The sequence below is a fragment of the Propioniciclava coleopterorum genome, assembly GCF_011393335.1.
GTDB classification, from domain to species: Bacteria; Actinomycetota; Actinomycetes; order Propionibacteriales; family Propionibacteriaceae; genus Propioniciclava; species Propioniciclava coleopterorum.
Genome location: NZ_CP049865.1, coordinates 1,365,017 through 1,386,509 on the forward strand (window position 1 = coordinate 1,365,017; position 21,493 = coordinate 1,386,509).

General features: G+C 72.4%; 18 protein-coding genes and 1 pseudogene. 4 read left to right on the plus strand and 15 right to left on the minus strand.

Features of this window, described 5'->3' with window-relative positions; all coding sequences use genetic code 11:
* Positions 1–40: 40 nt before the first annotated feature.
* From G7070_RS17650 to G7070_RS06605, 5 genes are all read right to left on the minus strand, one after another.
* Positions 41–1,468 carry an alpha-L-rhamnosidase-related protein gene (locus G7070_RS17650; RefSeq protein ID WP_206079989.1) on the minus strand — a complete coding sequence of 476 codons (1,428 nt, stop codon included), beginning with the start codon at positions 1,466–1,468 and terminating at the stop codon, positions 41–43.
* Positions 1,465–2,301: a family 78 glycoside hydrolase catalytic domain gene (locus G7070_RS17655; RefSeq protein ID WP_206079990.1), complete on the minus strand. Its 837-nt coding sequence runs from the start codon at positions 2,299–2,301 to the stop codon at positions 1,465–1,467. The genes G7070_RS17650 and G7070_RS17655 overlap by 4 nt, the downstream gene beginning before the upstream one ends.
* Before the next feature lie 193 nt (positions 2,302–2,494).
* Positions 2,495–3,742: an amidohydrolase family protein gene (locus tag G7070_RS06595; RefSeq protein ID WP_166232927.1), complete on the minus strand. Its 1,248-nt coding sequence runs from the start codon at positions 3,740–3,742 to the stop codon at positions 2,495–2,497.
* A gap of 31 nt (positions 3,743–3,773) precedes the next feature.
* Positions 3,774–4,955 (minus strand): MalY/PatB family protein, encoded by a 1,182-nt coding sequence (locus G7070_RS06600; RefSeq protein ID WP_166232929.1) that lies wholly within the window; start codon positions 4,953–4,955, stop codon positions 3,774–3,776.
* Positions 4,956–4,966: 11 nt separating this feature from the next.
* Complete coding sequence (locus G7070_RS06605; RefSeq protein WP_166232931.1) at positions 4,967–5,701, minus strand: helix-turn-helix transcriptional regulator; 735 nt, start codon at positions 5,699–5,701, stop codon at positions 4,967–4,969.
* 233 nt (positions 5,702–5,934) lie between these two features.
* On the opposite strand from G7070_RS06605, the gene G7070_RS06610 reads away from it, so the two are divergent.
* A complete protein-coding gene (locus tag G7070_RS06610) occupies positions 5,935–7,245 on the plus strand; it encodes an MFS transporter (RefSeq protein WP_166232933.1) in 1,311 nt (436 codons plus the stop codon).
* A gap of 163 nt (positions 7,246–7,408) precedes the next feature.
* Here the strand turns inward: G7070_RS06610 and G7070_RS06615 are convergent, their stop codons facing one another.
* The 8 genes and pseudogenes from G7070_RS06615 to G7070_RS06650 form a co-directional block, all read right to left on the minus strand.
* A complete protein-coding gene (locus G7070_RS06615) occupies positions 7,409–8,137 on the minus strand; it encodes a sulfite exporter TauE/SafE family protein (RefSeq protein WP_166232935.1) in 729 nt (242 codons plus the stop codon).
* Entirely contained in the window at positions 8,134–8,778 is a 645-nt protein-coding gene (locus tag G7070_RS06620) for a LutC/YkgG family protein (protein WP_166232937.1), read from the minus strand. Before G7070_RS06620 ends, G7070_RS06615 begins: the two co-directional genes overlap by 4 nt.
* A pseudogene (locus tag G7070_RS06625) lies at positions 8,765–10,284 on the minus strand (LutB/LldF family L-lactate oxidation iron-sulfur protein). The gene G7070_RS06620 and the pseudogene G7070_RS06625 overlap by 14 nt, the downstream one beginning before the upstream one ends.
* Positions 10,281–11,036 (minus strand): (Fe-S)-binding protein, encoded by a 756-nt coding sequence (locus G7070_RS06630; protein WP_166232939.1) that lies wholly within the window; start codon positions 11,034–11,036, stop codon positions 10,281–10,283. The pseudogene G7070_RS06625 and the gene G7070_RS06630 overlap by 4 nt, the downstream one beginning before the upstream one ends.
* A gap of 50 nt (positions 11,037–11,086) precedes the next feature.
* On the minus strand, positions 11,087–12,508 hold the full coding sequence (locus G7070_RS06635) for a rhamnulokinase (RefSeq protein ID WP_166232941.1): 1,422 nt from the start codon (positions 12,506–12,508) through the stop codon (positions 11,087–11,089).
* A gap of 12 nt (positions 12,509–12,520) precedes the next feature.
* Positions 12,521–14,557, minus strand: coding sequence for a bifunctional aldolase/short-chain dehydrogenase (locus G7070_RS06640; RefSeq protein ID WP_166232943.1), 2,037 nt, complete (start codon positions 14,555–14,557; stop codon positions 12,521–12,523).
* A 40-nt stretch (positions 14,558–14,597) separates the two neighbouring features.
* A complete protein-coding gene (gene rhaI, locus G7070_RS06645) occupies positions 14,598–15,764 on the minus strand; it encodes an L-rhamnose isomerase (protein WP_166232945.1) in 1,167 nt (388 codons plus the stop codon).
* A 1-nt stretch (position 15,765) separates the two neighbouring features.
* Positions 15,766–16,128 carry an L-rhamnose mutarotase gene (locus tag G7070_RS06650; protein WP_166232947.1) on the minus strand — a complete coding sequence of 121 codons (363 nt, stop codon included), beginning with the start codon at positions 16,126–16,128 and terminating at the stop codon, positions 15,766–15,768.
* A 112-nt stretch (positions 16,129–16,240) separates the two neighbouring features.
* Between G7070_RS06650 and G7070_RS06655 the strand changes: the two genes are divergently transcribed.
* Positions 16,241–17,269, plus strand: a complete 1,029-nt coding sequence (locus tag G7070_RS06655) for a LacI family DNA-binding transcriptional regulator (RefSeq protein ID WP_166232949.1) — start codon at positions 16,241–16,243, stop codon at positions 17,267–17,269.
* A 79-nt stretch (positions 17,270–17,348) separates the two neighbouring features.
* Positions 17,349–18,311, plus strand: coding sequence for an ATP-dependent DNA ligase (locus tag G7070_RS06660; protein ID WP_166232951.1), 963 nt, complete (start codon positions 17,349–17,351; stop codon positions 18,309–18,311).
* 70 nt (positions 18,312–18,381) lie between these two features.
* Here the strand turns inward: G7070_RS06660 and G7070_RS06665 are convergent, their stop codons facing one another.
* Positions 18,382–19,590 (minus strand): LCP family protein, encoded by a 1,209-nt coding sequence (locus G7070_RS06665; protein WP_246227458.1) that lies wholly within the window; start codon positions 19,588–19,590, stop codon positions 18,382–18,384.
* Positions 19,591–19,626: 36 nt separating this feature from the next.
* A complete protein-coding gene (locus G7070_RS06670; RefSeq protein ID WP_166232953.1) occupies positions 19,627–20,574 on the minus strand; it encodes an asparaginase in 948 nt (315 codons plus the stop codon).
* Between the two features lie 114 nt (positions 20,575–20,688).
* Here G7070_RS06670 and G7070_RS06675 point away from each other — a divergent pair, with 114 nt between their 5' ends.
* Positions 20,689–21,474 carry an aggregation-promoting factor C-terminal-like domain-containing protein gene (locus tag G7070_RS06675; RefSeq protein ID WP_166232955.1) on the plus strand — a complete coding sequence of 262 codons (786 nt, stop codon included), beginning with the start codon at positions 20,689–20,691 and terminating at the stop codon, positions 21,472–21,474.
* Positions 21,475–21,493 lie beyond the last annotated feature (19 nt).

The window sequence follows — 21,493 nt, forward strand, 5'->3', positions numbered from 1 at the left end:
GCCACCTCGGGCGAAGGGGCGCCGCCCGAGGGAGGCTCCCTCAGATCGCCGCAGCCGCCGGCACCGTCCGGGCGTGCGCGCCCGCCCCGACCTCCAGGCGCGTCCCGTCCGGCAGGACCCAGTCGGCGACGATTCCCGCGGGCACCTCGGCGGTGACCTCGATCGTGCCGTCCGGGAGCCGCTTCCACCCCGACCGGATCGTGCCGACCGGGGCGTCCAGGGACGCCGCGGCCCAGTCCAGCCCGGGGCCGGGGACCGGCTCCAGCCGGACGCGCGCGTAGCCGGGCTCGGCCGGCCGGATGCCTCCGACGACCTGGTAGAGCCAGTCGGCGACCGCGCCCAGCGCGTAGTGGTTGAAGCTGGTCATCTGGCCGGGGTTGATCGAGCCGTCGGGCAGCATCGAGTCCCAGCGCTCCCACACGGTGGTCGCGCCCATCGAGATCGGGTAGAGCCACGAGGGGCACTCCTCCTCAAGCAGCAGCCGGTAGGCGTCGGCGACGTGGCCGGTCTCCGACAGCGCCCAGGTGACGTACGGCGTGCCGGCGAAGCCGGTGCTGACGCGGTAGCCGGCCCCGCGGACCAGCTCGGCGAGCCGCTCGCCGGCCCGCGCGCGGGCGGGTCCGTCCAGCAGGCCGAAGGCGATGGCGACCGCGTACACGGTGGCGCAGTCGGAGCGGATGCGCCCGGCGTCGTCGACGTAGTGCTCGATGAAGGCGGCCCGCACCCGGTCGGCCAGGGCGCGCCAGCGGGCGGCGTCGGCGTCCCGGCCGAGCACGGCGGCGGCGTCCGCGGCGAAGGACGCCGAGCGGAACAGGCTGGCCGTCGCGACCACGGCCGGGTCGGCCTTGGCCTGCTCCGGGGCGTCCGCGGGTGCGTCCGGGTCGAGCCAGTCACCCAGGATCTGGTCGGCCTCCCACAGGCCGGTCGGGCTGAGGACCGCCTCCACCGACTCAAGGTGGGCGACCATGCCGGGGTAGTGCTCGGCTAGCCGGCCGCGGTCGCCGTAGGCGTGCCACAGCGCCTCGGGCACCCAGCATGCCGCGTCCGCCCACACGGCCTGGATCCCGGGGAAGCCCTGCCAGCCGGCGTTCGCGCGGTGCCGCAGGACCTGGGGGACGATGATCGGGACGAACCCCTCCTGCTCGGTCTCGTGACGTAGGTCGAGCAGCCACTTGTGCAGGAAGTCGGCCACGTCGAACTGGAAGCACGCCGTCGCCGCGTAGGCGGCGATGTCGCCGGTCCAGCCCAGCCGCTCGTCGCGCTGGGGACAGTCGGTGGGCACGTCCAGGAAGTTGCCCTTCTGGCCCCATACCGAGTTGTGGACCAGCTGGTTCACGCCGGGATGGCTGCACGCGAAGGTCCCGGTCGGACGCAGGTCGCTGTGCACGACCACGGCCACCAGGTCCTCGGGTCGCAGGTCTCCGGGCCAGCCGGTGACCTCGGCGTACCGGAAGCCGTGGAAGGTCATGGTCGGCTCGACGGCGTCCTCGCCCCGGAGAGGGTGATCGTGTCGGTCTGTCGGGCGGCGCGCAACGGCCGGACGCCGAGTTCGCCGTCCTCCAGCACCTCGGCGTGGCGCAGCGTTAGGGTGGCGCCGCGCTCGCCCCGCACCGTGAAGCGCAGCCACCCGACGAGGTTCTGCCCGAAGTCGACCAGCGTCGCACCGGACGGCGAGGTCCACACCTTCACCGGCGCGATCACCTCGTGCCGCCCGATCAGCGGCCCGGTCTGCGGGACGAGCGCGGCGGCGTCCAGGGACCCCAGCGCCACCGGCTGGTCGGGCTCGGGGACGTGGGTGAAGTCGAGGTGCTGGCCGTGGTACAGGTTGTTGGCGCGCACGGGCCCCGTGGTCGCCAGCCAGGACGCGTCGGTCACCACCCGCTGCTCGTGACCGTCGGAGAACCGGACGATCAGCGACGCGGCGACGCCGGTGTCGGGCCCGTAGTCGGCCTGGGCGTCGGCGAACCCGAGCTTGCCGCGCCACCAGCCGTTGCCCACGGTGAAGGCCAGAACTGCGCCGTCGCGCACCAGGTCGGTGACGTCGAAGGACTGCACCTGCAGCCGCCACTCGTACGAGGTCCAGCCCGGGTTGAGCACCGACGCGCTGACCGGGTGGCCGTCGATCGTGGCCTCGTAGACGCCATGGGCGGTGGCGGCCAGCCGCGCGGAGACGACCGGGCCGTGCCCGGCATCCAGCTTCAGGGTGGTGTGCAGGACGGACGCCGGCGCGTCGGGGCGCGGGTCGTCCAGGGGGTGACGGATCAGGGCGGCGGTGGCGAGATCGGCGACGGCGTCGGTCATGGCTCAACCCTGGCCACCTTTTTGAAACGAGTCAATCGGTTGCCGCCCACCGCGGCCGTCCGAACCGATCGTCCCCCATGGACCGCTGCCGCCGTGTCCAAGGACGGCAGCGGTCCACTCCCGGGGGGTCCCGTCAGGCGGGAGGCCCCGGGTCGGGATGGGCCGCCTGCAGTCGGCCCACGTCTCTCCCGGCTCAGGCCGGGACGTACTGGGGTTGGCTCACCTCGTCGTTCCAGCGGCGCCTCGACCGGAACTCGGGGCGGTACTCCTCACCGCGCGCGATGACGAGCTCGACGTCGCGGAGCGCCTCGAGGTCGGCCCGCGGGTTGCCCCGCACGACGATCACGTCGGCGTCCAGGCCGGCGGCGAGCCGACCGGTGACGCCCTCCAGGCCGAGGGACTCGGCGGCCAGCGCCGTCGCGGAGTGCAGCACCTCGTCGTTCGTCATGCCGAACGCCGCCATGCCGGCCAGGCCGTAGACGTATTCGACGTGCGGCGCGTTGTCGATGCCCGCGTCGGTGCCCGCGACGACCTTGACGCCGGCGTCCAGCAGCCGCCGGTTGAGCCCCGGCTCGAAGACCTCGTCGGCGGTCTTGTCGATGTAGGTGAGGAACGTCCCGAGGGCCGCGCACACGGTCCGGCAGACGTACTGCCCGCTCTGGGCCGTCATGGCGATGACCTCGGCGTCGGGCCGGTTGGTGCCGTCGGCCTGGGTGAACGCGTAGTGCTCCAGCGAGTCGACGCCGGCGTTGATGGCGTTGCGGATGCCGGGCGTGCCGTGGCAGTGCGCGGCGACCCGCATGCCGTAGTGGTGCGCGGCGTCCACGATGGCCTGCATCTCCTCGGGCGTGAACTGGGCCTTGGCGGGCAGCGTGCCGGGGGTCATGTTGCCGCCGGTCGACATGATCTTGATGTGGTCCGCGCCGTCGCGACGCGCCCGCCGCACGGCCTGGATCACGCCGTCGACCGTCTCGGCCTCCCCGCCGAGGAAGTAGCAGTGACCGCCGGTGACGGTGATGGGGGCGTTCACGACAAGCAGGCGAGGCCCGCGCGCGCTGCCGGCGTTGATCGCCTGCTTGACGCGCACGTCCAGCAGCCCGGGCGCGCCCAGGTCGCGCGCGGTCGTGACGCCGGCGCTCAGCAGCTCCCGCGCGCTGCGCAGCATGATCGTGTAGCGCTCCAGGTCGTCGGCGGCCAGCATGACCTCGACGGGCTTGGCGGACCCGTCGAACGCCAGGTGGACGTGAGTGTCGATCAGGCCGGGCAGGATCGTGGCGTCGTCGCCGTGGTCGACGACCGCTCCATGCTCCGCCGGCAGGTCGGCGACGGGGCCGACCCAGGCGATGGTCGTCCCGTCGATCACGACGGCGGCGTCGCGCAGTTCCTCGCCGGGCGTCCCGGTCAGGACGCGGCCGGCGCGGTGGGTGGTGGGTGCGGACATTGACGTCCTCCTTGGTGGGGGGTTACCTCGGTCAGCCTCGGACGCCGACGGCGTCCAGGGCGGTGGCGATGCGATCGAGGGTGTGCATCATCAAGGGGTGGGGCATGGCGAAGACGAACCGGACGTGGCCGGCTCCGATGCGGCCGCACGCGGGGCCGTCGGAGCACATCACCCCGGCGCGCTGCAGCAGGAACTCCTGCGCCGAGCCGTCCAGCGCGTAGGCGCGCAGGTCGAGCCAGGCGATGTAGGTGCCCTCCGCGTGCGAGACCCGCGCGTGCGGCAGCCGGGCGGCGACGAACTCCTCCAGGGCGTCCCGGTTGCGGCGCAGGTAGGCCAGCACGTCGGCCAGCCAGGGGTCGGCGTCGTCGAAGGCCGCGGTGGTGGCGACGAGGCCGAGGTTCGCGGCGCCGTGCATGGGCAGGAAGCCGACCTCGTCCCAGCGCGCCTGGTCGGCGTCGTTGCTGGTGATCAGCTGGGCGCACTTCAGCCCGGGCAGGTTGAAGGCCTTGGACGCCGCCGTCGCGGTGACCGTGTGGCCGGCCGCGACGGGGCCGAGCGAGGCGTAGGAGACGTGCTGGTGTCCCGGGAAGACCAGCGGCAGCCAGATCTCGTCGGAGAACACGCGGCCGCCCTTGCGGTCGACGATCTCCTCCAGCGCGCGCAGCTCGTCGGTGGTGAAGACGCGCCCCGTGGGGTTGTGGGGGTTGCACAGCACCAGCAGGCCGCCGCCCTCGTCGAAGGCGCGCTCGATGCCGGCCAGATCGTTGACGTAGTGGACGCCGTCGTCTGTGAGCATCGGCACCTCGATGACCTCGCGCCCCATCATGGGGGGCACCGACAGGAACGGCATGTAGGCGGGCGTGGGGACGATGATCCTGCTGCCCGGCTCGCTGAAGTGTTCGATGGCGGCCTGCAGCACGGCGATGACGTCGGGCATCTCGTTGACGCGGGCGGGCGGCACGTCCCACCCGGCTCGGCGGCGCAGGTAGTCGGCGACCGCCCGCTGCATCTCGCGCTTGTGGCGCGGCGGCAGGTAGGCGAACAGCCCCGCGTCCACCTCGCGGTGGAGCGCGTCGACGATCTGGGGCGCGATCCCGTAGTCCATCTCGGCGGTGAACGCGCCGATCGCGCTGTCCTCGCGGACCCACTTGGTCGCGCCGGTGGCGCGCAGGTGGGCCAGGGTGATGGCGTCGAGTTCGTCGAAGGTGGGCATCGTCGCTCCTCTCAGGGCTGGACGGCCGGGCCGTCCGCCTCCTCGATCTCGTTGAGGTAGTTGTAGACGGTGAAGCGCGAGACCCCGAGCGCCTGCGCGGCGGTCTCCACCGAGTCGCGCAGCAGGAAGAACCCCCGCGCCTGGAGCTCCCGGACGACGTCGACCTTGTCGGCCTTGCGCATGTGCGAGACGCGCTTGCCCGTGCGGAGGATCGCGGCCTCGAGCACGTGGTCGGCCAGCTCGGAGACGCTCCGGGCGAAGCGCTCATTGCTCGGCGCCGCCTCGGTGGCCGCCGGCCGAGGCGGCAGCGCCACCCCCAGCGGCTCGGTCGGGGTGGGTGCGCCCGGCTCCAGCATGGACGCCGCGGCGTCGGCCAGGGCCTGCCAGAACGCGACCGCGCGGTTGACGCACAGCACGGCCACCGGCTCGTCCGCGGAGTTGCGGATCACCGTCGTGGTGCAGCGCAGGGTGCCGGCCGTGGGGTGCTGGGCGACGTAGTCGGTGACGGTCTCGTAGCGGCCGCGCACCGCCATCTCCAACAGCAGATCGGTCGCCGGATCGCCCACGACGCGGCCCGTGACGTGGCCGGCCAACGCGACGATCGATTCGGGGAGCGCCCCGATGTCGTGCAGCACGACCTCCACGCCGGCGGGCACGGCGCCGTGCAGCGCGTCGACCGCCTTGGCCAACGTGGCCAGGATGACCTCGTTCTCCTCGCGCGGACCCGACCCACCGCTGACGTCCATGGCACTCCTCCCGGCGTGGAACTCCTGACCTGCTTTATACACCATGTTGAAGGTGTCTCGTCAAACTGCTTAAACGTTTCATAACTTGTTGCACTATTTGCCCTAGTCACAGAGCCCTTCACTCTTGATTGTCAACAGTTCGTTGGGATAATCTCTCACCGCTTGTTGAAGTTGCGGTCACCACGGCGGTGAACGTCCCGACGAGCACACCCCACCCGACGAAGGGAGCAACCATGTCCGACACCGCGACGACATCGAGTGGCAGACGATCGATCTTCAGCATCCCCGGCGTCTCGGGCTCGCAGTTGCGGGCCGCGGCGGTCGGGAACCTCATCGAGTGGTTCGACTGGAACGCGTACGCGTTCCTGGCGGTCTACTTCTCCAGCCAGTTCTTCCCCAAGGACAGTCCCCCGCTCGTCGCCCTCCTGGGCACGTTCGGGATCATGGCCGTGGGCTTCATCATGCGGCCGATCTCGGGGCTCATCATCGGCTGGGTGGCCGACCGGCTGGGCCGCAAGGTCGCCATGCTCATCACCGTGTGGGGCATGGGCATCGCCAGCCTGCTGATCGGTCTGGCGCCCACCTTCGAGCAGGTCGGCGTCCTCGCGCCGGTCATCCTGCTGCTCGCGCGGGCCACCCAGGGCATCTGCATCGGCGGCGAGTACGCGTCGATGTCGGCGTTCGCGATGGAGATGACGCCGACGGGCAAGCGCGGCTTCATCGCCGGCATCCTCGGCGGCGTGGCCGCGCTGGGCCAGGTGGCCGTCACGCTCATCATCGTGCTGCTGGCCAACATCCTGAGCCACGAGCAGATGGTCGAGTTCGGCTGGCGCATCGTCTTCGTCGTCGGCGGCCTGCTGTCCATCTGGGGCATCATCCTGCGCCGCGGCATGCACGACACCGTCGAGAAGGCCGATCGGCCCCGCACGCGCAGCACCCTCGGCTCGATGTTCCGGCCGATGCGCGAGCACCCGAAGGAGACGGTCCGGGTCATCGGGCTCACCATCGGCTTCACCGCGATGGTCTACGCCTGGGGCGCCTACATGCCGACCTACGCGACCACCTACGCCGGCCTGGATCCGCGCTTCACCATGATCGCGATGCTGGTCACCTCGCTGACGCTCATCGTGGCCACCCCGCTGGCCGGCATCCTGTCGGACAAGGTGGGACGTCGACCCACGATGCTCGCCGCGGGCATCATCCTCGCGGTCGCGACCGTGCCGGCGCTGGGCCTGCTCAACGATCAGTTGTGGCGCCTCATCCTCATCCAGGCGGCGGGCAACCTGGTGATCGCGCTGCTGCAGGCCAGCTCGATGCCCGCCTACTCCGAGATGTTCCCGACGCAGTTCCGGGCGGCCGGTTTCGGCTTCCCGTACGCGCTGACCGTTGGCCTGGTGGGCGGCACCGTCCCGATGGTCGGCACCCAGCTCGCCTCCATGGGGGCGGGCCACATGTTCCCGTGGTACCTCGTCGCCCTGATCGTCATCTCGATCTTCTTCTACGCCACGATGAAGGAGACCGCCTTCCAGGACATGCCCGACTGACCTCTGCCGGGTTCGGCGCGCCGGCCGCCGGCGCGCCGGCCGTGCCCGAGGGTCGTCCGGTCCGGGCGGGGAGGGGCTTGCTCCCCGTTCGGACCGGGTCGCCCTGATGCTCGCCGGCTTCGACACCGACGCCCGGCCGCTCCCCCGTCGGGTGGGGCCCGGCTCAGATCACGGCGCGGATCAGCAGGATCACCGCGGCCAGGGTCGAGAACCCCACCACGGCCGCCCCGAAGGCGGTGTCGCTGAAGCGGCGTCCGCCCAGGATGGACGCCCCGAACCCGAGCAGCGTGGCCGGCAGCATCGACAGCCCCACCATCCACGAGGTCGCACTGAGGCGTCCGACCGCGGCCAGGGACGCCAGCGTCACGACGGTGCTCATCAGGAAGTAGACGGCCATGGTGGCGCGCGCCCGGGAGGGCGTGTCGTTGCGCAGCACGATCGCGATCGGCGGGCCGCCGATGGACGCCGTGGTGCCGCCCAGGCTCGAGATCGCGCCTGCGCTGATCAGGGTCGCCGGGCCGCGGCGCGGCTCGATCCGGAACAGCGGCAGCACCGCGACCAGCAGCACCACGATGCCGACGATCACCTGCAGCACGCGCGCCGGCACCGCCGCGACGATCCAGGCGCCGAGCAGCGTGGCCGGCAGCGTCCCGACCATGATCCAGCCCAGCGCGCGCCAGTCCACGGACCGGCCCTCGCGGGCGAGCGTCATGAACGGCAGCGGGATGGATCCGATGATGAGCGCCGCGGGGATCAGCTCGGGCGCGAGGAACGCCACGACGGGCGCGGCGATCACGCCGAAACCGAAACCGATGTAGCCCTGCACCGCGGCGCCCACGAAGGCGAGCACGAGCAGCACCACGAAGACGCCGGTCGAGACTCCGACGATCACAGGCGCCCGCCCACCAGGACGACGTGCAGCGTCCGGGGTCCGTGCACGCCCTCGACCCGGCTGAGTTCGATGTCGGAGGTGGCGGACGGCCCGCTGATCCAGGTCAGCGGGGAGCCGTCGCCGATCGCGGCGGTGAGGCGTGCGACCGCCTCGGGGACGCCGCTGACGACCTGGTCGGCGCGCACGACGCACACGTGCAGGTCGGGGACGAGCGTGAGGGCGCGGCGGCCCTGGTCGGGTCCGTGGTCGAGCACGATCGTGCCGGTCTCGGCGATGCCGACGGCCGATGCGGTCACGACGGCGTCGATCCGGTCGAGTTCGCGGCGGTCCAGCGGCGGGTCATCGTCGTGCACCGTCAAGCCGGCCGCGGCGATCGCATCCCGCCAGGACGCGGGGACGCCCGCGGGCAGGACGACCGAGGCCGCCTCGCCCAGCCCCGCCACGACGGCGGCGGGCACGTCGTCGGGCGCGACCCGGACGACGGTGGCCCGGTAGTCGGCGACGCGTTCGTCGAAGACGTCCAGGACGTCGCCCGCGAGCTCCACGGGACGGCCGTAGGCCCAGCCCGCGGAGCGTCCGGGCGCGCGCTCGTCGCCGAGCGCGGCGGCGATCCGCCCGAGGATGACCTCACGGCTGCCCATCGTTCCCCTTCCCCTGCGTCGCGCCGCGCTCCCGCCGCCACCAGTCCCGGAACGTCTCCGTGGGGGGCTTGGGCAGGTCGCGGGCGGTGGTCCAATGCGCGGCCGGGCCGGGGACCGGCAGCGGGCCGATGACGGGCTTGGGCCAGAGGCGTCCGGCGAGTTCGACGCCCTTCTCGGCCAGCCCGAGGCGGGCGCCGGCGCCCATGAGCCAGCCGCCGCCCTTCATGACCAGCGCCTCCGCGGTGGGGCGCTTGGCCGTCTCCACGACGCGGTTGCGCAGGTGGACGAGCACCTCGGGGATGTCGATCCGCACCGGGCACACCTCGAAGCAGGCCCCGCACAGCGAGGACGCGTACGGCAGCGACCGGTCAATGTCGGACTCCAGCCCGCGCAGCATCGGCGTCAGGATCGCGCCGATGGGCCCCGGGTAGACCGAGCCGTAGGCGTGGCCGCCGGTGCGCTCGTAGACGGGGCAGATGTTGAGGCAGGCCGAGCACCGGATGCAGCGCAGCGCCTGGCGTCCGACCTTGTCGGCCAGCACCTTGGTGCGGCCGTTGTCGACCAGCACGACGTGTACGTTCTGCGGCCCGTCGCCCTCGCGGACGCCGGTCCACATGGACGTGTACGGGTTCATCCGCTCGGCGGTCGAGGAGCGCGGCAGCAGCTGCAGGAAGACCTCGAGGTCGGACGCCGTGGGCAGCACCTTCTCGATGCCCACCACCGAGATCAGCGTCTCGGGCAGCGTCAGGCACATCCGGCCGTTGCCCTCGGACTCGACCACCACCAGCGTCCCGGTGTCGGCGATCGCGAAGTTGGCCCCGACACCGCCACCTTGGCGCGCAGGAACTTCTCCCGCAGGTGGACGCGCGCCGCCCCGGCCAGCTCGCCGGGCTCATCGGTGAGCCCCGCGGGCGCGGGCTCGCCGTAGTTGCCCATCTCGGCGTTGAAGATCTCGCGCACCTCGGAGCGGTTGCGGTGGATCGCGGGCACGAGGATGTGGCTGGGTCGGTCGTGACCCAGCTGGACGATCAGCTCGGCCAGGTCGGTCTCCCAGGACGCGATCCCGGCCGCTTCGAGGGCCTCGTTGAGGTCGATCTCCTGGGTGGCCATCGACTTCACCTTGACGACCTCGTCGGCGCCCTGCTCGCGCACCAGGTCGATGACGATCCGGTTGGCCTCCTCGGCGTCGGTGGCCCAGTGGACGACCGCGCCGGCGCGGGTGAGCGACTCCTCGAGCTGCAGCAGGTAGGTGTCCAGGTGCGCCAGGACGTCGTCCTTGATCGCCTCGCCGGCCAGCCGCATCTCCTCCCAGTTCGGGACCTCGGCCACGGCGTTGGCCCGCTTGTCGCGGATGGTCGTGGTGGCGTGCTTGAGGTTGCGCCGCAGCTGGGAGTCGGCGACGGCCTTGGCGGCGTTCTTGTCGAACTTCGGCATCCCGATGAACGTGCCGGGCGGCGGCGCCGGGGTGAGGCGTCCGGCGTCGGGGCGGCGGAGCGGGGCGTTCATGCGACCGCCTCGCCGGTCTCCGTGCCGGCGAGGATCTCCGCCAGGTGGATGGGCCGGACGCCCGTCTGCAGCCGGCTGAGCAGGCCGCCGATGTGCATCAGGCAGGAGTTGTCGCCGGCGACGAGGTATTCGGCCCCGGTGTCGAGCACCGCCCGCACCTTGTCCGAGCCCATCGCGACGGAGACGTCGGGGTTCTTCACCGAGAAGGTGCCCCCGAAGCCGCAGCACTGCTGGGCGTCGGGCAGGTCGAGCAGCGTGAGCCCGCGGACGGCCTGCAGCAGGCGGTAAGGGCGGTCCCCCACCTTCGTGACGCGCAGCGAGTGGCACGTCGGGTGGTAGGTGACCCGGTGCGGGAAGTAGGCGCCCACGTCGGTGGTGCCCAGCACGTCCACGATGAACTCGCTCAGCTCGTAGGTCTTGGCGACCACGTCGGCGACGCCGGCGCGCAGGGCCGGGCTGCCGTCACGGGCGGCGAGCATCGGGTGCTGGTCGCGGACCGAGCCGACGCACGACCCGGACGGGCCGACGATGTAGTCGTAGTCGGCGAAGGCGTCGACGTAGTTGCGCACCGACCCCATGGCCTCATCGAAGTAGCCGGTGTTGGTGAACATCTGGCCGCAGCAGCTCTGGCTCAGCGGGAACTCCACCGTGCAGCCGAGCCGCTCCAGCAGCGCGACGACCGCCTTCGGGGTCGACGGGAACATGGCGTCGTTCACGCAGGTGGCGAACAGGGCCACGGTCGGTCCGCTCATGGTCCTCCCTTGTCGTCGTCGTTCGACTCTGGTACGAGCCCGGTGATTGGTCAACTGGTTGGCACGAGGTGGCCGGGTTCGTGGCGGCGCGGGCTCGTCGAGCGGGCGACGAGGTCGCGCAGGTCCGCCAGGCCGCCGGGCAGGCCCAAGCCGCGGGCCTGGGCCAGGACGTTGCCCAGCGCGGTCGCCTCGACCGGGCCGGCGAGCACCGGGACGCCGGCGCGTGCGGCCGTCCGGGCGCACAGAAGTTCGTTCAACGAGCCGCCGCCGACGATGTGGATCTGCGCGATCGGGATCCCGGAGAGTTCCCCGGCCAGCAGCGCGGTGCGCGCGAAGGCGTCCGCGAGGCTCTCCAGGATCAGCCGGACCAGCGCGGGCTGCGAGGCGGGGACGGGCAGGCCACGCTCGGTCAGCCAGGACGCGATCCTCGCGGGCATGTCGCCGGGCGGCAGGAAGCGGGCGTCGTCGACGTCGAAGAGGTGCGCGGGCTCCGGCTCGGCGGTGGCCGCCGCGAGAACGTCCGTCAGGTCGACGGGCCGGCCCTCGCGCTCCCAGCCGCGCAGGGTCTCGGTGAGGATCCACAGCCCCATCACGTTGCGCAGGAAGCGGGTGGTGCCGTCCACGCCGCCCTCGTTGGTGAAGTTGGCCTCCCGGGCGGCGTCGGTGAGGATCGGCGCCGGCGTCTCGACGCCGACCAGCCCCCACGTGCCGCACGAGATGTAGGCGGCCCGGGTGGGGTCCATCGGCACGGCCAGCACGGCGGCGGCCGTGTCGTGGCTGGGCGCCGCGAACACCGGGACGGCCGCGCCGACCATCTCCGCGGCGTGCCCGGTCAGCGCGCCGATCCGGTCCCCCGGCTGCACGAGCGGCCCGAACAGGGACGCGGGGATGCCGAGGCGTCCCATCAGGTCGGTGTCCCAGGTGCCGGTGCGCGGGTCGAGCAGGCCGGTGCTGGACGCGTTGGTCACCTCGTTGACCCGCTCCCCGGTCAGCCAGAACGCGAGCAGGTCCGGCAGCATCAGGAACCGCTCGGCGCCCAGCCCCGACGGGGTCTCGGCGGCGAGCTGGTAGAGGGTGTTGAAGGGCAGGAACTGCAGCCCGTTGCGCCCGTACAACTCGGCGAACGGCACCACCGCGTGCACCGCCTCGACGCCGCGGGCGCCGCGCTCGTCGCGGTAGGCGTACGGCAGCCCGACCAGGGCGTCGCCGCGCAGCAACCCGTAGTCGACGGCCCACGAGTCGATGCCGATGCCGTCCAGCGGTGCGGACGCCGCGGCCGCGCGCAGGCCGTCCAACGCGGACGCGTAGAGGTGCAGCAGGTCCCAGTGCAGGCCATCGGGCAGGCGGACCGGCTCATGGGCGAACCGGGCCACCTGCTCCAAGGCGATGCCGTCGGCCGACACCCGGCCGAGCATGACGCGCCCGCTGGTCGCTCCGAGATCGACCGCGGCGACCGTGACGGGCGCGCTCATCTCTCCCCCGGCCTAGCGCAGGAACGCGGCCGCGACGCCGGCGTCCACCGGGACGTGCAGGCCGGTCGTGTGCGACAGGTCGGACGTGCACAGCACGAACGCCGCGTTGGCGATGTTCTCGGGCAGCACCTCGCGCTTGAGCAGGGTGCGCTGGGCGTAGTACTTGCCCAGGTCCTCCTCGGCGACGCCGTAGACGGCGGCGCGCTTGGCTCCCCAGCCGCCGGCGAAGATGCCCGATCCGCGGACCACGCCGTCGGGGTTGATGCCGTTGACCTTGACGCCGTGCTCGCCCAGCTCGGCGGCCAGCAGCCGCACCTGGTGCGCCTGGTCGGCCTTGGTGGCGGAGTAGGCGATGTTGTTCGGGCCGGCGAAGACCGAGTTCTTGGACGAGATGTAGAGGATGTCCCCGCCCAGCTTCTGCTCGATCAGCACCTTGGCGGCGGCGCGGGAGACCAGGAACGAGCCCTTGGCCATCACGTCGTGCTGCAGGTCCCAGTCGGCCTCGGTGGTCTCCAGCAGTGACTTGGAGAGCGACAGGCCGGCGTTGTTCACCACGATGTCCAGGCCGCCGAAGGCCAGCACGGTGGCGTCCACCGCGGCCTGCACCTGCTCGGCCGAGGTGACGTCGCACTGCAGCCCGATGGCGACGTCCGGGCCGCCGATCTCGGCGGCGGCCGCCTGCGCCTTGGCGAGGTCGAGGTCGGCGATGGCGACGCAGGCGCCCTCGGCCGCGAACCGGGCGGCGATGGCCTTGCCGATGCCGGACGCCGCGCCGGTGACCAGCGCGATCCGGGTGGCGAGCGGCTTGGGCTTGGGCATCCGCTGCAGCTTGGCCTCCTCCAGCGCCCAGTACTCGATGCGGAACTTCTCGGCCTCGTCGATGGGCGCGTACGTCGACAGCGCCTCGGCGCCGCGCATCACGTTGATCGCGTTGACGTAGAACTCGCCGGCGACGCGGGCGGTCTGCTTGTTCGCGCCGTAGGAGAACATGCCCACGCCCGGGATCAGGATGATCAGTGGGTCGGCGCCGCGGATCGCGGGGCTGTCGGGGGTGGCGTTGCGCTCGTAGTAGCCGGCGTAGTCGGCACGGTACTCCTCGTGCAGGGTCTCCAGGCGGGCGATCGTGTCCTCGACCGAGGCGTCCGCGGGCAGGTCGAGCAGCATCGGCTTGACCTTGGTGCGCAGGAAGTGGTCGGGGCAGGACGTCCCGAGCTCGGCCAGCGCGGGCGCCTTCTCCGAGGCCAGGAACTCGAGCACGACGTCGGCGTCGGTGAAGTGGCCGACCATCGGACGGTCCTGGCTGGCGATCGCGCGCAGGGTTGGGGCCAGCGCGGCGGCCTTGGCCTTCCGCTCCGCCTCGGGCAGCGCCTCGAACCCGGCCCGGACGCCGCCGAACGGGTCGGCCTTGCCGTGCGCCGCGATGTGGTCCTCGGCGGTCTTGATGATCCACAGGGAGTTGGCCTCGGCCTCCTCCGAGGTGTCGCCCCACGCGGTGATGCCGTGCCCGCCCAGGATCGTGCCGATCGCGGCCGGGTTGGCCTCCTTGATCGCGGCGATGTCCAGGCCGAGCTGGAAGCCCGGACGCCGCCACGGCACCCACACCACCTTGTCACCGAAGATCTGCGCCGTGAGCGCCTCGCCGTCGGCGGCCGTCGCGATGGCGATGCCGGAGTCGGGGTGGAGGTGGTCGACGTGGGCGGCGTCCACCAGGCCGTGCATGGCGGTGTCGATGGACGGCGCCGCCCCACCCTTGCCGTGCAGGCAGTAGTCGAAGGCCGCGACCATCTCGTCCTCGCGGTCGATGCCGGGATAAACGTCGACCAGGGCGCGCATCCGGTCCAGGCGCAGAACGGCCAGGCCCTCGGGCTTGAGGGTGCCCAGGTCGCCGCCCGAGCCCTTGACCCAGCACAGCTCGACGGGCTCGCCCGTGACGGGGTCGATCTCGGTGCCCTTGGCGGAGGTGTTGCCGCCGGCGTAGTTGGTGTTGCGGGGGTCGGCGCCCAGACGGTTGGAGCGCTCGATCAGCTGACGGACTGCTTCATTGACCATGGTTGGTGGTTTTCCTGTCGTGGGTGAGGGACGGGAGGGCTCAGGCGCCCCAGGACGCCTGGGTGCCGCCGACGCGGTCGGCCTCGATCTTCTCCTGGTAACCGGAGGCCAGGTAGGCGGCCATCGGGTCGCCGGGCAGGCCGCGTTCTCCGCGCCAGGCGGCCAGCTGGGAGCGGACGTCGGTGTAGAAGGCGTCCATGAGGACCTGATTGGCGCCGAGCACGTCGCCGTTCTCCTGGGCGACCTTCAGCGCGTCGGCGTCGACGGCCAGCGCGCGGGCCAGCATCTCCTGGACGTTGAGCACCGACCGGATCTGGCCGGGGATCTTCTTCTCGATGTTGTGGCACTGGTCGAGCATGAACACCACGCCCGAGTCGGCCTTCAGGCCGCCGCCGCGCACGACCTCGTACAGGATGCGGAACAGCTGGAACGGGTCGGCCGCGCCCACGATCAGGTCGTCGTCGGCGTAGAACCGGCTGTTGAAGTCGAAGCTGCCCAGGCGTCCGAGGCGCAGCAGCTGCATGACGATGAACTCGATGTTCGTGCCGGGGGCGTGGTGGCCGGTGTCGAGGCAGACCGAGGCCTGCTCGCCCAGCGCGAGGCACTGCACCAGCGAGGTGCCCCAGTCCGGGACGTCGGTGTGGTAGAACGCCGGCTCGAAGAACTTGTACTCCAGGACGAGGCGCTGGTCGGCGTCCAGGGCGGCGTAGATCTCGGCGAGCCCCTCGGCGAGCCGGTCCTGCCGGCCGCGCAGGTCGTCCTGGCCCGGGTAGTTGGTGCCGTCGGCGAGCCAGATCTTCAGATCCTTCGAGCCGGTGGCGCGCATGATCTCGATGCACTCGAGGTGGTGGTCGATCGCGGCGCGGCGGACGGCGGCGTCGGTGTGGCACAGCGAACCCAGCTTGTACTGGTCGTCCTGGAACGTGTTGGAGTTGATCGTGCCGATCCGCACGCCGCGGTCGGCGGCGTGCGCCGCCAGGGCGTCCCAGTCGTCCACCTTGTCCCACGGGATGTGCAGCGCGACGGCCGGGGCGAGCCCGGTGAAGGCGTTGACCTGGGCGGCGTCGTCGATCTTCTCGAACGGGTCGCGCGGGCCGCCGGGGCCGGCGAAGACCTTGAACCGCGTGCCGGAGTTGCCGTACGCCCACGAGGGCACCTCGATCGCCAGGGTGGCGAGGGTGTCGAGCTGGTCGGTGGTCAAAGCCATGTCAGTCTCCTTGAGGGGCGGTCGGCAGCCCCGCCGCGCGTAGTTGGTCGTCGAGGTTGAAGATCTCCTCCAGGCGGAGGAACCCCTGGTCGGGCGGCAGGTCGAGGTCCACGAAGAACTCTCCCATCTCGGCCTGCCAGCGGGCGTTCACGTCCGTCGCCGCCATCGCGTCCTGCGCGGCGGCGAGGCTCTCGGTCTCCAGGTACCCGATGAGCAGCCCGTCAGGGCGCAGGAAGATCGAGTAGTTCCCCCAGCCGGTGTCGCGGAGCGCGGCGAGCATGTCGGGCCACACGGCGGCGTGCCGGGCCTTGTACTCCTCGAGGCGCTCGGGCCTGACCTGCAACTGGAAGCACACGCGCTCCATGTCCCCGACCTCCTTGCCTGAAACGTTTCATGACGAACTCTGCCAGCGCCCGAACGCGCGGTCAAGGTGGTCCCCGGAATTTCCTCGTTGGCGTTGTCGCTACGATCCCAGCATGGAACGCAACGGCGCCGTGGGCGTCAAGGAGGTCGCCGCGCGCGCCGGCGTCTCGGTCGGCACCGTCTCCAACGTCCTCAACCGCCCCGCCAAGGTCTCCCAGGCCACCCGCGACAAAGTGCAGTCGGCGATCGACGAGCTCGGCTTCGTCCGCAACGAGGCGGCGCGCCAGCTCCGCGCGGGGATGAGCAACTGCGTCGGCCTCATCGTCCTCAACGCCACCAACCCCTTCTTCAACGACATCGCCGCCGGCGCCGAGGAGGTCGCCGCCGAGCACGGCGTCTCGGTGCTGGTCGGCAACAGCGCGGAGATCGAGTCCCGCGAGGACGCCTACCTCGCCCTGTTCGAGCAGCAGCGGGTCCGCGGCGTCCTGGTCAGCCCGATCGGCGCCGCCACCGCGAAGCTGGACCGGCTGAAGCGGCACGGCATCCCCAGCGTCATCGTCGACCGGGACATCACCGGCGGGTCCTACACGTCGGTCTCGGTCGACGACGTGACCGGCGGCGAGCTGGCCGTGCGCCACCTGGCCGAACTGGGCCACCGGCGCATCGCCTACGTCGCGGGGCCCGTGAACCTGCGGCAGGTCGTGGACCGCTGGGAGGGCGTCGAGCGCGAGTCGGCGCGGCACCCCGGCATGGAGGCCGAGTTCGTCCACGTCCCCAACCTCACGATCCCCGCCGGGCTGCACGCCGGCCTGCAGATCCTCGACCGCCCGCGCGAGGAGTGGCCCACGGCGATCTTCGGCGCCAACGACCTCGTCGCCCTGGGGCTGCTGCAGGCGATGGCGGCCCGCGACGTCGACGTGCCCGGCGACATCGCCCTGATCGGCTACGACGACATCGAGTTCGCCGCCGGCGCCGCCATCCCGCTCAGCTCGATCTCCCAGCCCCGCCACGAAATCGGACGCCGCGCGATGGAGCTGCTGCTGGCCACCACCGAGGCGCCCGACCGCCCCTCCGAGCGGATCGTGCTGCAACCGGAGCTCGTGGTGCGCCGCACGACCGACCCGGACGCGGCGCTGGACTGATGCTCCCCATCGCCCTGCCCCTGGCGCCGATGCTCGCGCGGTCCGTGCGGGAGGTGCCCCGCCCCGGACGCCGGGCGAGTTGAGCTACGAGCCCAAGTGGGACGGCTTCCGCTGCATCGCCGCGCGCGACGGTGACACCGTCGCCCTGTGGAGCCGCTCGCGCAAGCCGCTCACGGATTACTTCCCGGAGGTGGCCGCGGCCTGCCGCCGCTGGCTGCCGGAGCAGGCGGTCGTGGACGGCGAGATCATCGTCCGCAGCGGCGAGCCGGGCGCCGAGCGGCTGGACTGGGAGGCGCTCAGCGTCCGCATCCACCCCGCGGCCAAGCGCGTCCGCCAGCTCGTCCAGTCCACCCCCGCGGAGCTGGTGACCTTCGACCTGCTGGCCCTGGCCGACCTGGACCTGATGCCGCTGCCGCAGCGTCAGCGGCGCGAGGCCCTGCTGACGCTGCTGGGCGACGCCCCGCGCGACTCCGGGCTGCACGTGACCCGCGCCACCGACGACCCGGAGCTCGCGGCCGACTGGTTCACCCACTTCGAGGGTGCGGGCCTGGACGGGGTGATGATCAAGCCGACCGACGCCCCCTACTCCCCGGGCGCGCGCACCATGATGAAGCTCAAGCACGCCCGCACCGCCGAGGCCGTCATCATCGGGTTCTCCCGCTCCCGCACCGGCCACGGCGTCGGGTCGCTGCACCTGGGGCTCTACGACGACGGCGTCCTGCTGCCGGTCGGCGGCATCGGCGCGTTCCCGGACGCCGCCCGCGGCGTCTTCGAGGAGATCCTGGAGCCACTGCTGCTGCCCGAGGACGAGGCCCACGACGCCCCGCGGCCGTCCGCCGTCTCGCGGCTGGGGCCGCGCGACTTCGTCCCGCTGCGTCCGGTGCTGGTGGTCGAGTTGGCCTACGACCAGCTCGAGGGCAAGAGGTTCCGCAACAGCGCCCAGTTCGTGCGCTGGCGTCCCGACCGGGACCCCGAGTCCTGCCGACTCGACCAGCTCGAGGCGGTGCCGGGTTACGACCTGGACGCCGTGCTGCGCCCCTGACACGTCCGGTTCCCGGCCGCGACCCCGGCGGCGCCGGCCGTGCGCGGAGCGTCCCGGGCGGAGTCGGTCGCTAGGCGTACTGCTTGAGGTCGCCCTCGCCGCGCTTCATGGCCTCGAAGAAGGCCTTGGAGCGGGCGGCGTCCCACAGGACGCTGGAGCCCGCCGGCGTGTTCGCGTTGGCGTTGCCGACCGGGACGCTGAGGGTGTCGGCCTGCCCGGTGCCCACCTTGAGCGCCGCGGCTCCCAGCCCGAAGAAGCCCGCCGGGCCGGTGTCGTCGCCGATCGTCAGGGCCTTCGACGTGGAGGAGTTGACGCCCCACCAGCGCCACGGCAGCGCCACCGTCGCCGGCGACAGCATCTTCTTGGCCAGCGCCGAGACCATCTCCCGCTGCCGCTTGGCGCGGCCGAGGTCGCCCTCCGGGTCGGCCTTGCGCATCCGGACGTAGCCCAGCGCGGTGGTGCCGTCCATCTGCTGGCAGCCGGCGGGGATGTCGAGGTTGGAGTCGCGGTCCTTGATCGCGGTCGGCGGGCACATCTCGATGCCGCCGACGGCGTCCACGACGTTCACGAAGCCGCCGAAGCCGACCTCGACGTAGCCGTCGACGTGCAGGCCGGTGTTCTGCTCGATCGTCTGGACGAGCAGCGGGGCGCCCCCGAAGGAGTAGGCGGCGTTGATCTTGTTCTTGCCGTGGCCGGGGATCGCGACGTAGCTGTCGCGGGGCACCGAGATGAGGGCGGCGCGCCCCGACGGCGGCACGTAGAGCAGCATGATCGTGTCGGTGCGCCGGCCCGCGTCGTTGCCCGTGCCGAGCTTGTTCTGCTCGTCGGTGCTCATCCCCTCGCGCGAGTCCGACCCGGCCAGGACGTAGACGAAGCCCGGGGAGTCGGGCGGGCGCTGACCGGTGGGGGCCGCGTCGGTCCGCGGCATGAACGGCCAGGTCGCCAGGGGGATGCCCAGCAGGTACACCAGCACCAGGGCGAGGATCAGCACCAGGACGCGCGCGCCCCGGCGGCCGCGACGCCGCGGCGTCCGGCTCGGGACGGCCGAGCGGGGCTCGGGTGCGCGAGGCGGCGGACCGCTCGGCGCCGTCCGGGACGCCCGGTACTCGCCGGTGCGCAGCGGGTCGCCGTCGGCGTCGTAGTGGCCCACCGGGGTGGGTTCGGCGGCGCGGGGACGCGGTGGCTCGGGCGCCGGTTCGGGCGCTCGTTCCGCGGGCTCCTGGCCGTCGGAGTAGGCGCCCCGACGGTAGAGCCAGTCCTCGTCGTCGGATCCGCTCACCCGATCCACCGTACGCGACGGTGCCGTGGGCCGGTATCAGGCCAGGGTCGCAACCACGGCGCCCACGGTCTCACCGTGGCCCAGGACGGGGACGTCCGCCAGCGCGTCGAGGGCGGCCTCGTCCAGGCCCAGGGTCCGCAGGGCGGCGGCCGCGACGACGCGTCCCGCCCGGTTCCCGTCGGCGATCTTCACCGCGAGCCCGCGTCCGTCGGGCAGCCCCACCGCGACGACGGCCTCGGCGCCCTCCTTGGCGATGAGCCCCCGGACGGCCGCCATCAGCTCACTGTCGGGACGCCCCGGGCCGCCCACGTGGAACGGGTGCGCGCGCATGGCGTCGGCGACCAGCTTCGCCTCCCCGTCGCGCGCCGCGGCGAGCCGCCCGAAGGCGCGCGCCAGTCCGACGAGCGGGAAGGCGGGCACCGGGGCGCCGCAGCCGTCGACCGCCACGGTCACGATCTCCTCGCCGGTGTACTCCCGCGTGACCTCGAGCACCGAGGCCTGCAGCGGGTGGCGCGCATCGAGGTAATCCTCGGTGCTCCAGCCGGACGCGCGGCAGGCGCGCAGCATGCCGGCGTGCTTGCCCGAGCAGTTCTGGGCGATCCTCTCGTCGCCGTGGCCCGCGGCGAGCCACGCGGCCAGCGCCGCCTCGCCCAGCGGCTTGCCCGGCGTGTTGCGCAGGTCGTCCTCGGTCAGATCGGACGCCGCCAGCGAGGCCCGCACGCCCTCCAGGTGCCACGGCTCGCCGGTGTGCGAGGCGCAGGCCAGCGCCAGCGCCTCCCCCGTCAGGGCGGCGCCGCCGCGCAGCGACGCGATGGCCTGCAGCGGCTTCAGCGAGGACCGCGGGAAGACCGGGGTGGTGGGGTCGCCCCACGCCCGCTCCACGTCCCCGGCGGGGTCGGTGAGCACGGCCAGCCCGTGGTGCACCGACTCGACGAAACCCTGGCGGACGACGTGCGCCACCACGGGCGCGTTCTGCAGACTCACGGGACGACCCTACGCGCGGTCGGAACGTGGCGCAGGGCGGGCGGTCGGCGTCCCCCGCGCAGGGGACGGCAACCTGAGTTTTCCCTGAGAGTCCGCGCGTGCGATCCTAGGGATATGGCCCTTTTCTCTCAGCTTCGCGCGGTCGGCGCGTCCGCCGTCGCGCTGGCTGTGGCCGCGGGTGCGGGCATCGCGTTCGCCCTTCCCGGCAGCACCACCGAGGTGACCACGGCGGTGCCGGTCCAGGCGGTCGCCACGCCGGACATCAGCGAGGATCAGGCGCGCGAACTCCTCATCACCAGCCGCGCCGCCGAGCGCGAGGCGCTCGCCACCGAGGTGTCGGACGCCGCGCAGCAGCGCTACGCCAGCCTCTCCGAGACCGACCAGTCGATCGGCCGGACCGAGGAGGCCCTGCAGGCCCAGCGCGCCGCCGAGGCCAAGGCTGCGGCCGAGAAGGCTGCTGCCGAGAAGGCGGCCAAGGAGAAGGCCGCCGCGGACAAGGCGGCTGCCGACAAGGCCGCCAAGGACAAGGCCGCCGCCGAGAAGGCGACCGCCACGGCGTCCGCCGCCGATGCCAAGAAGCTCGGCTCCGCCTCCCGCGCCGCCAACAAGGAGACCGCCCGCCAGATGGCCCTGAGCCTGTACGGCTGGGGCGGGGACCAGTTCACCTGCTACGACAACATCATCATGCGCGAGTCGGTGTGGGACCACACGGCCGACAACCCCACCTCGAGCGCGTACGGCATCCCCCAGGCGCTGCCGGGCAGCAAGATGTCCAGCGAGGGCGCCGACTGGCGGACGAACCCCGCCACGCAGATCAAGTGGGGCCTGAAGTACGTCAAGGAGCGCTACGGCACCCCGTGCCAGGCCTGGTCCTTCAAGCGCGCCAACGGCTGGTACTGACACCGCCTAGGCTGTCTCG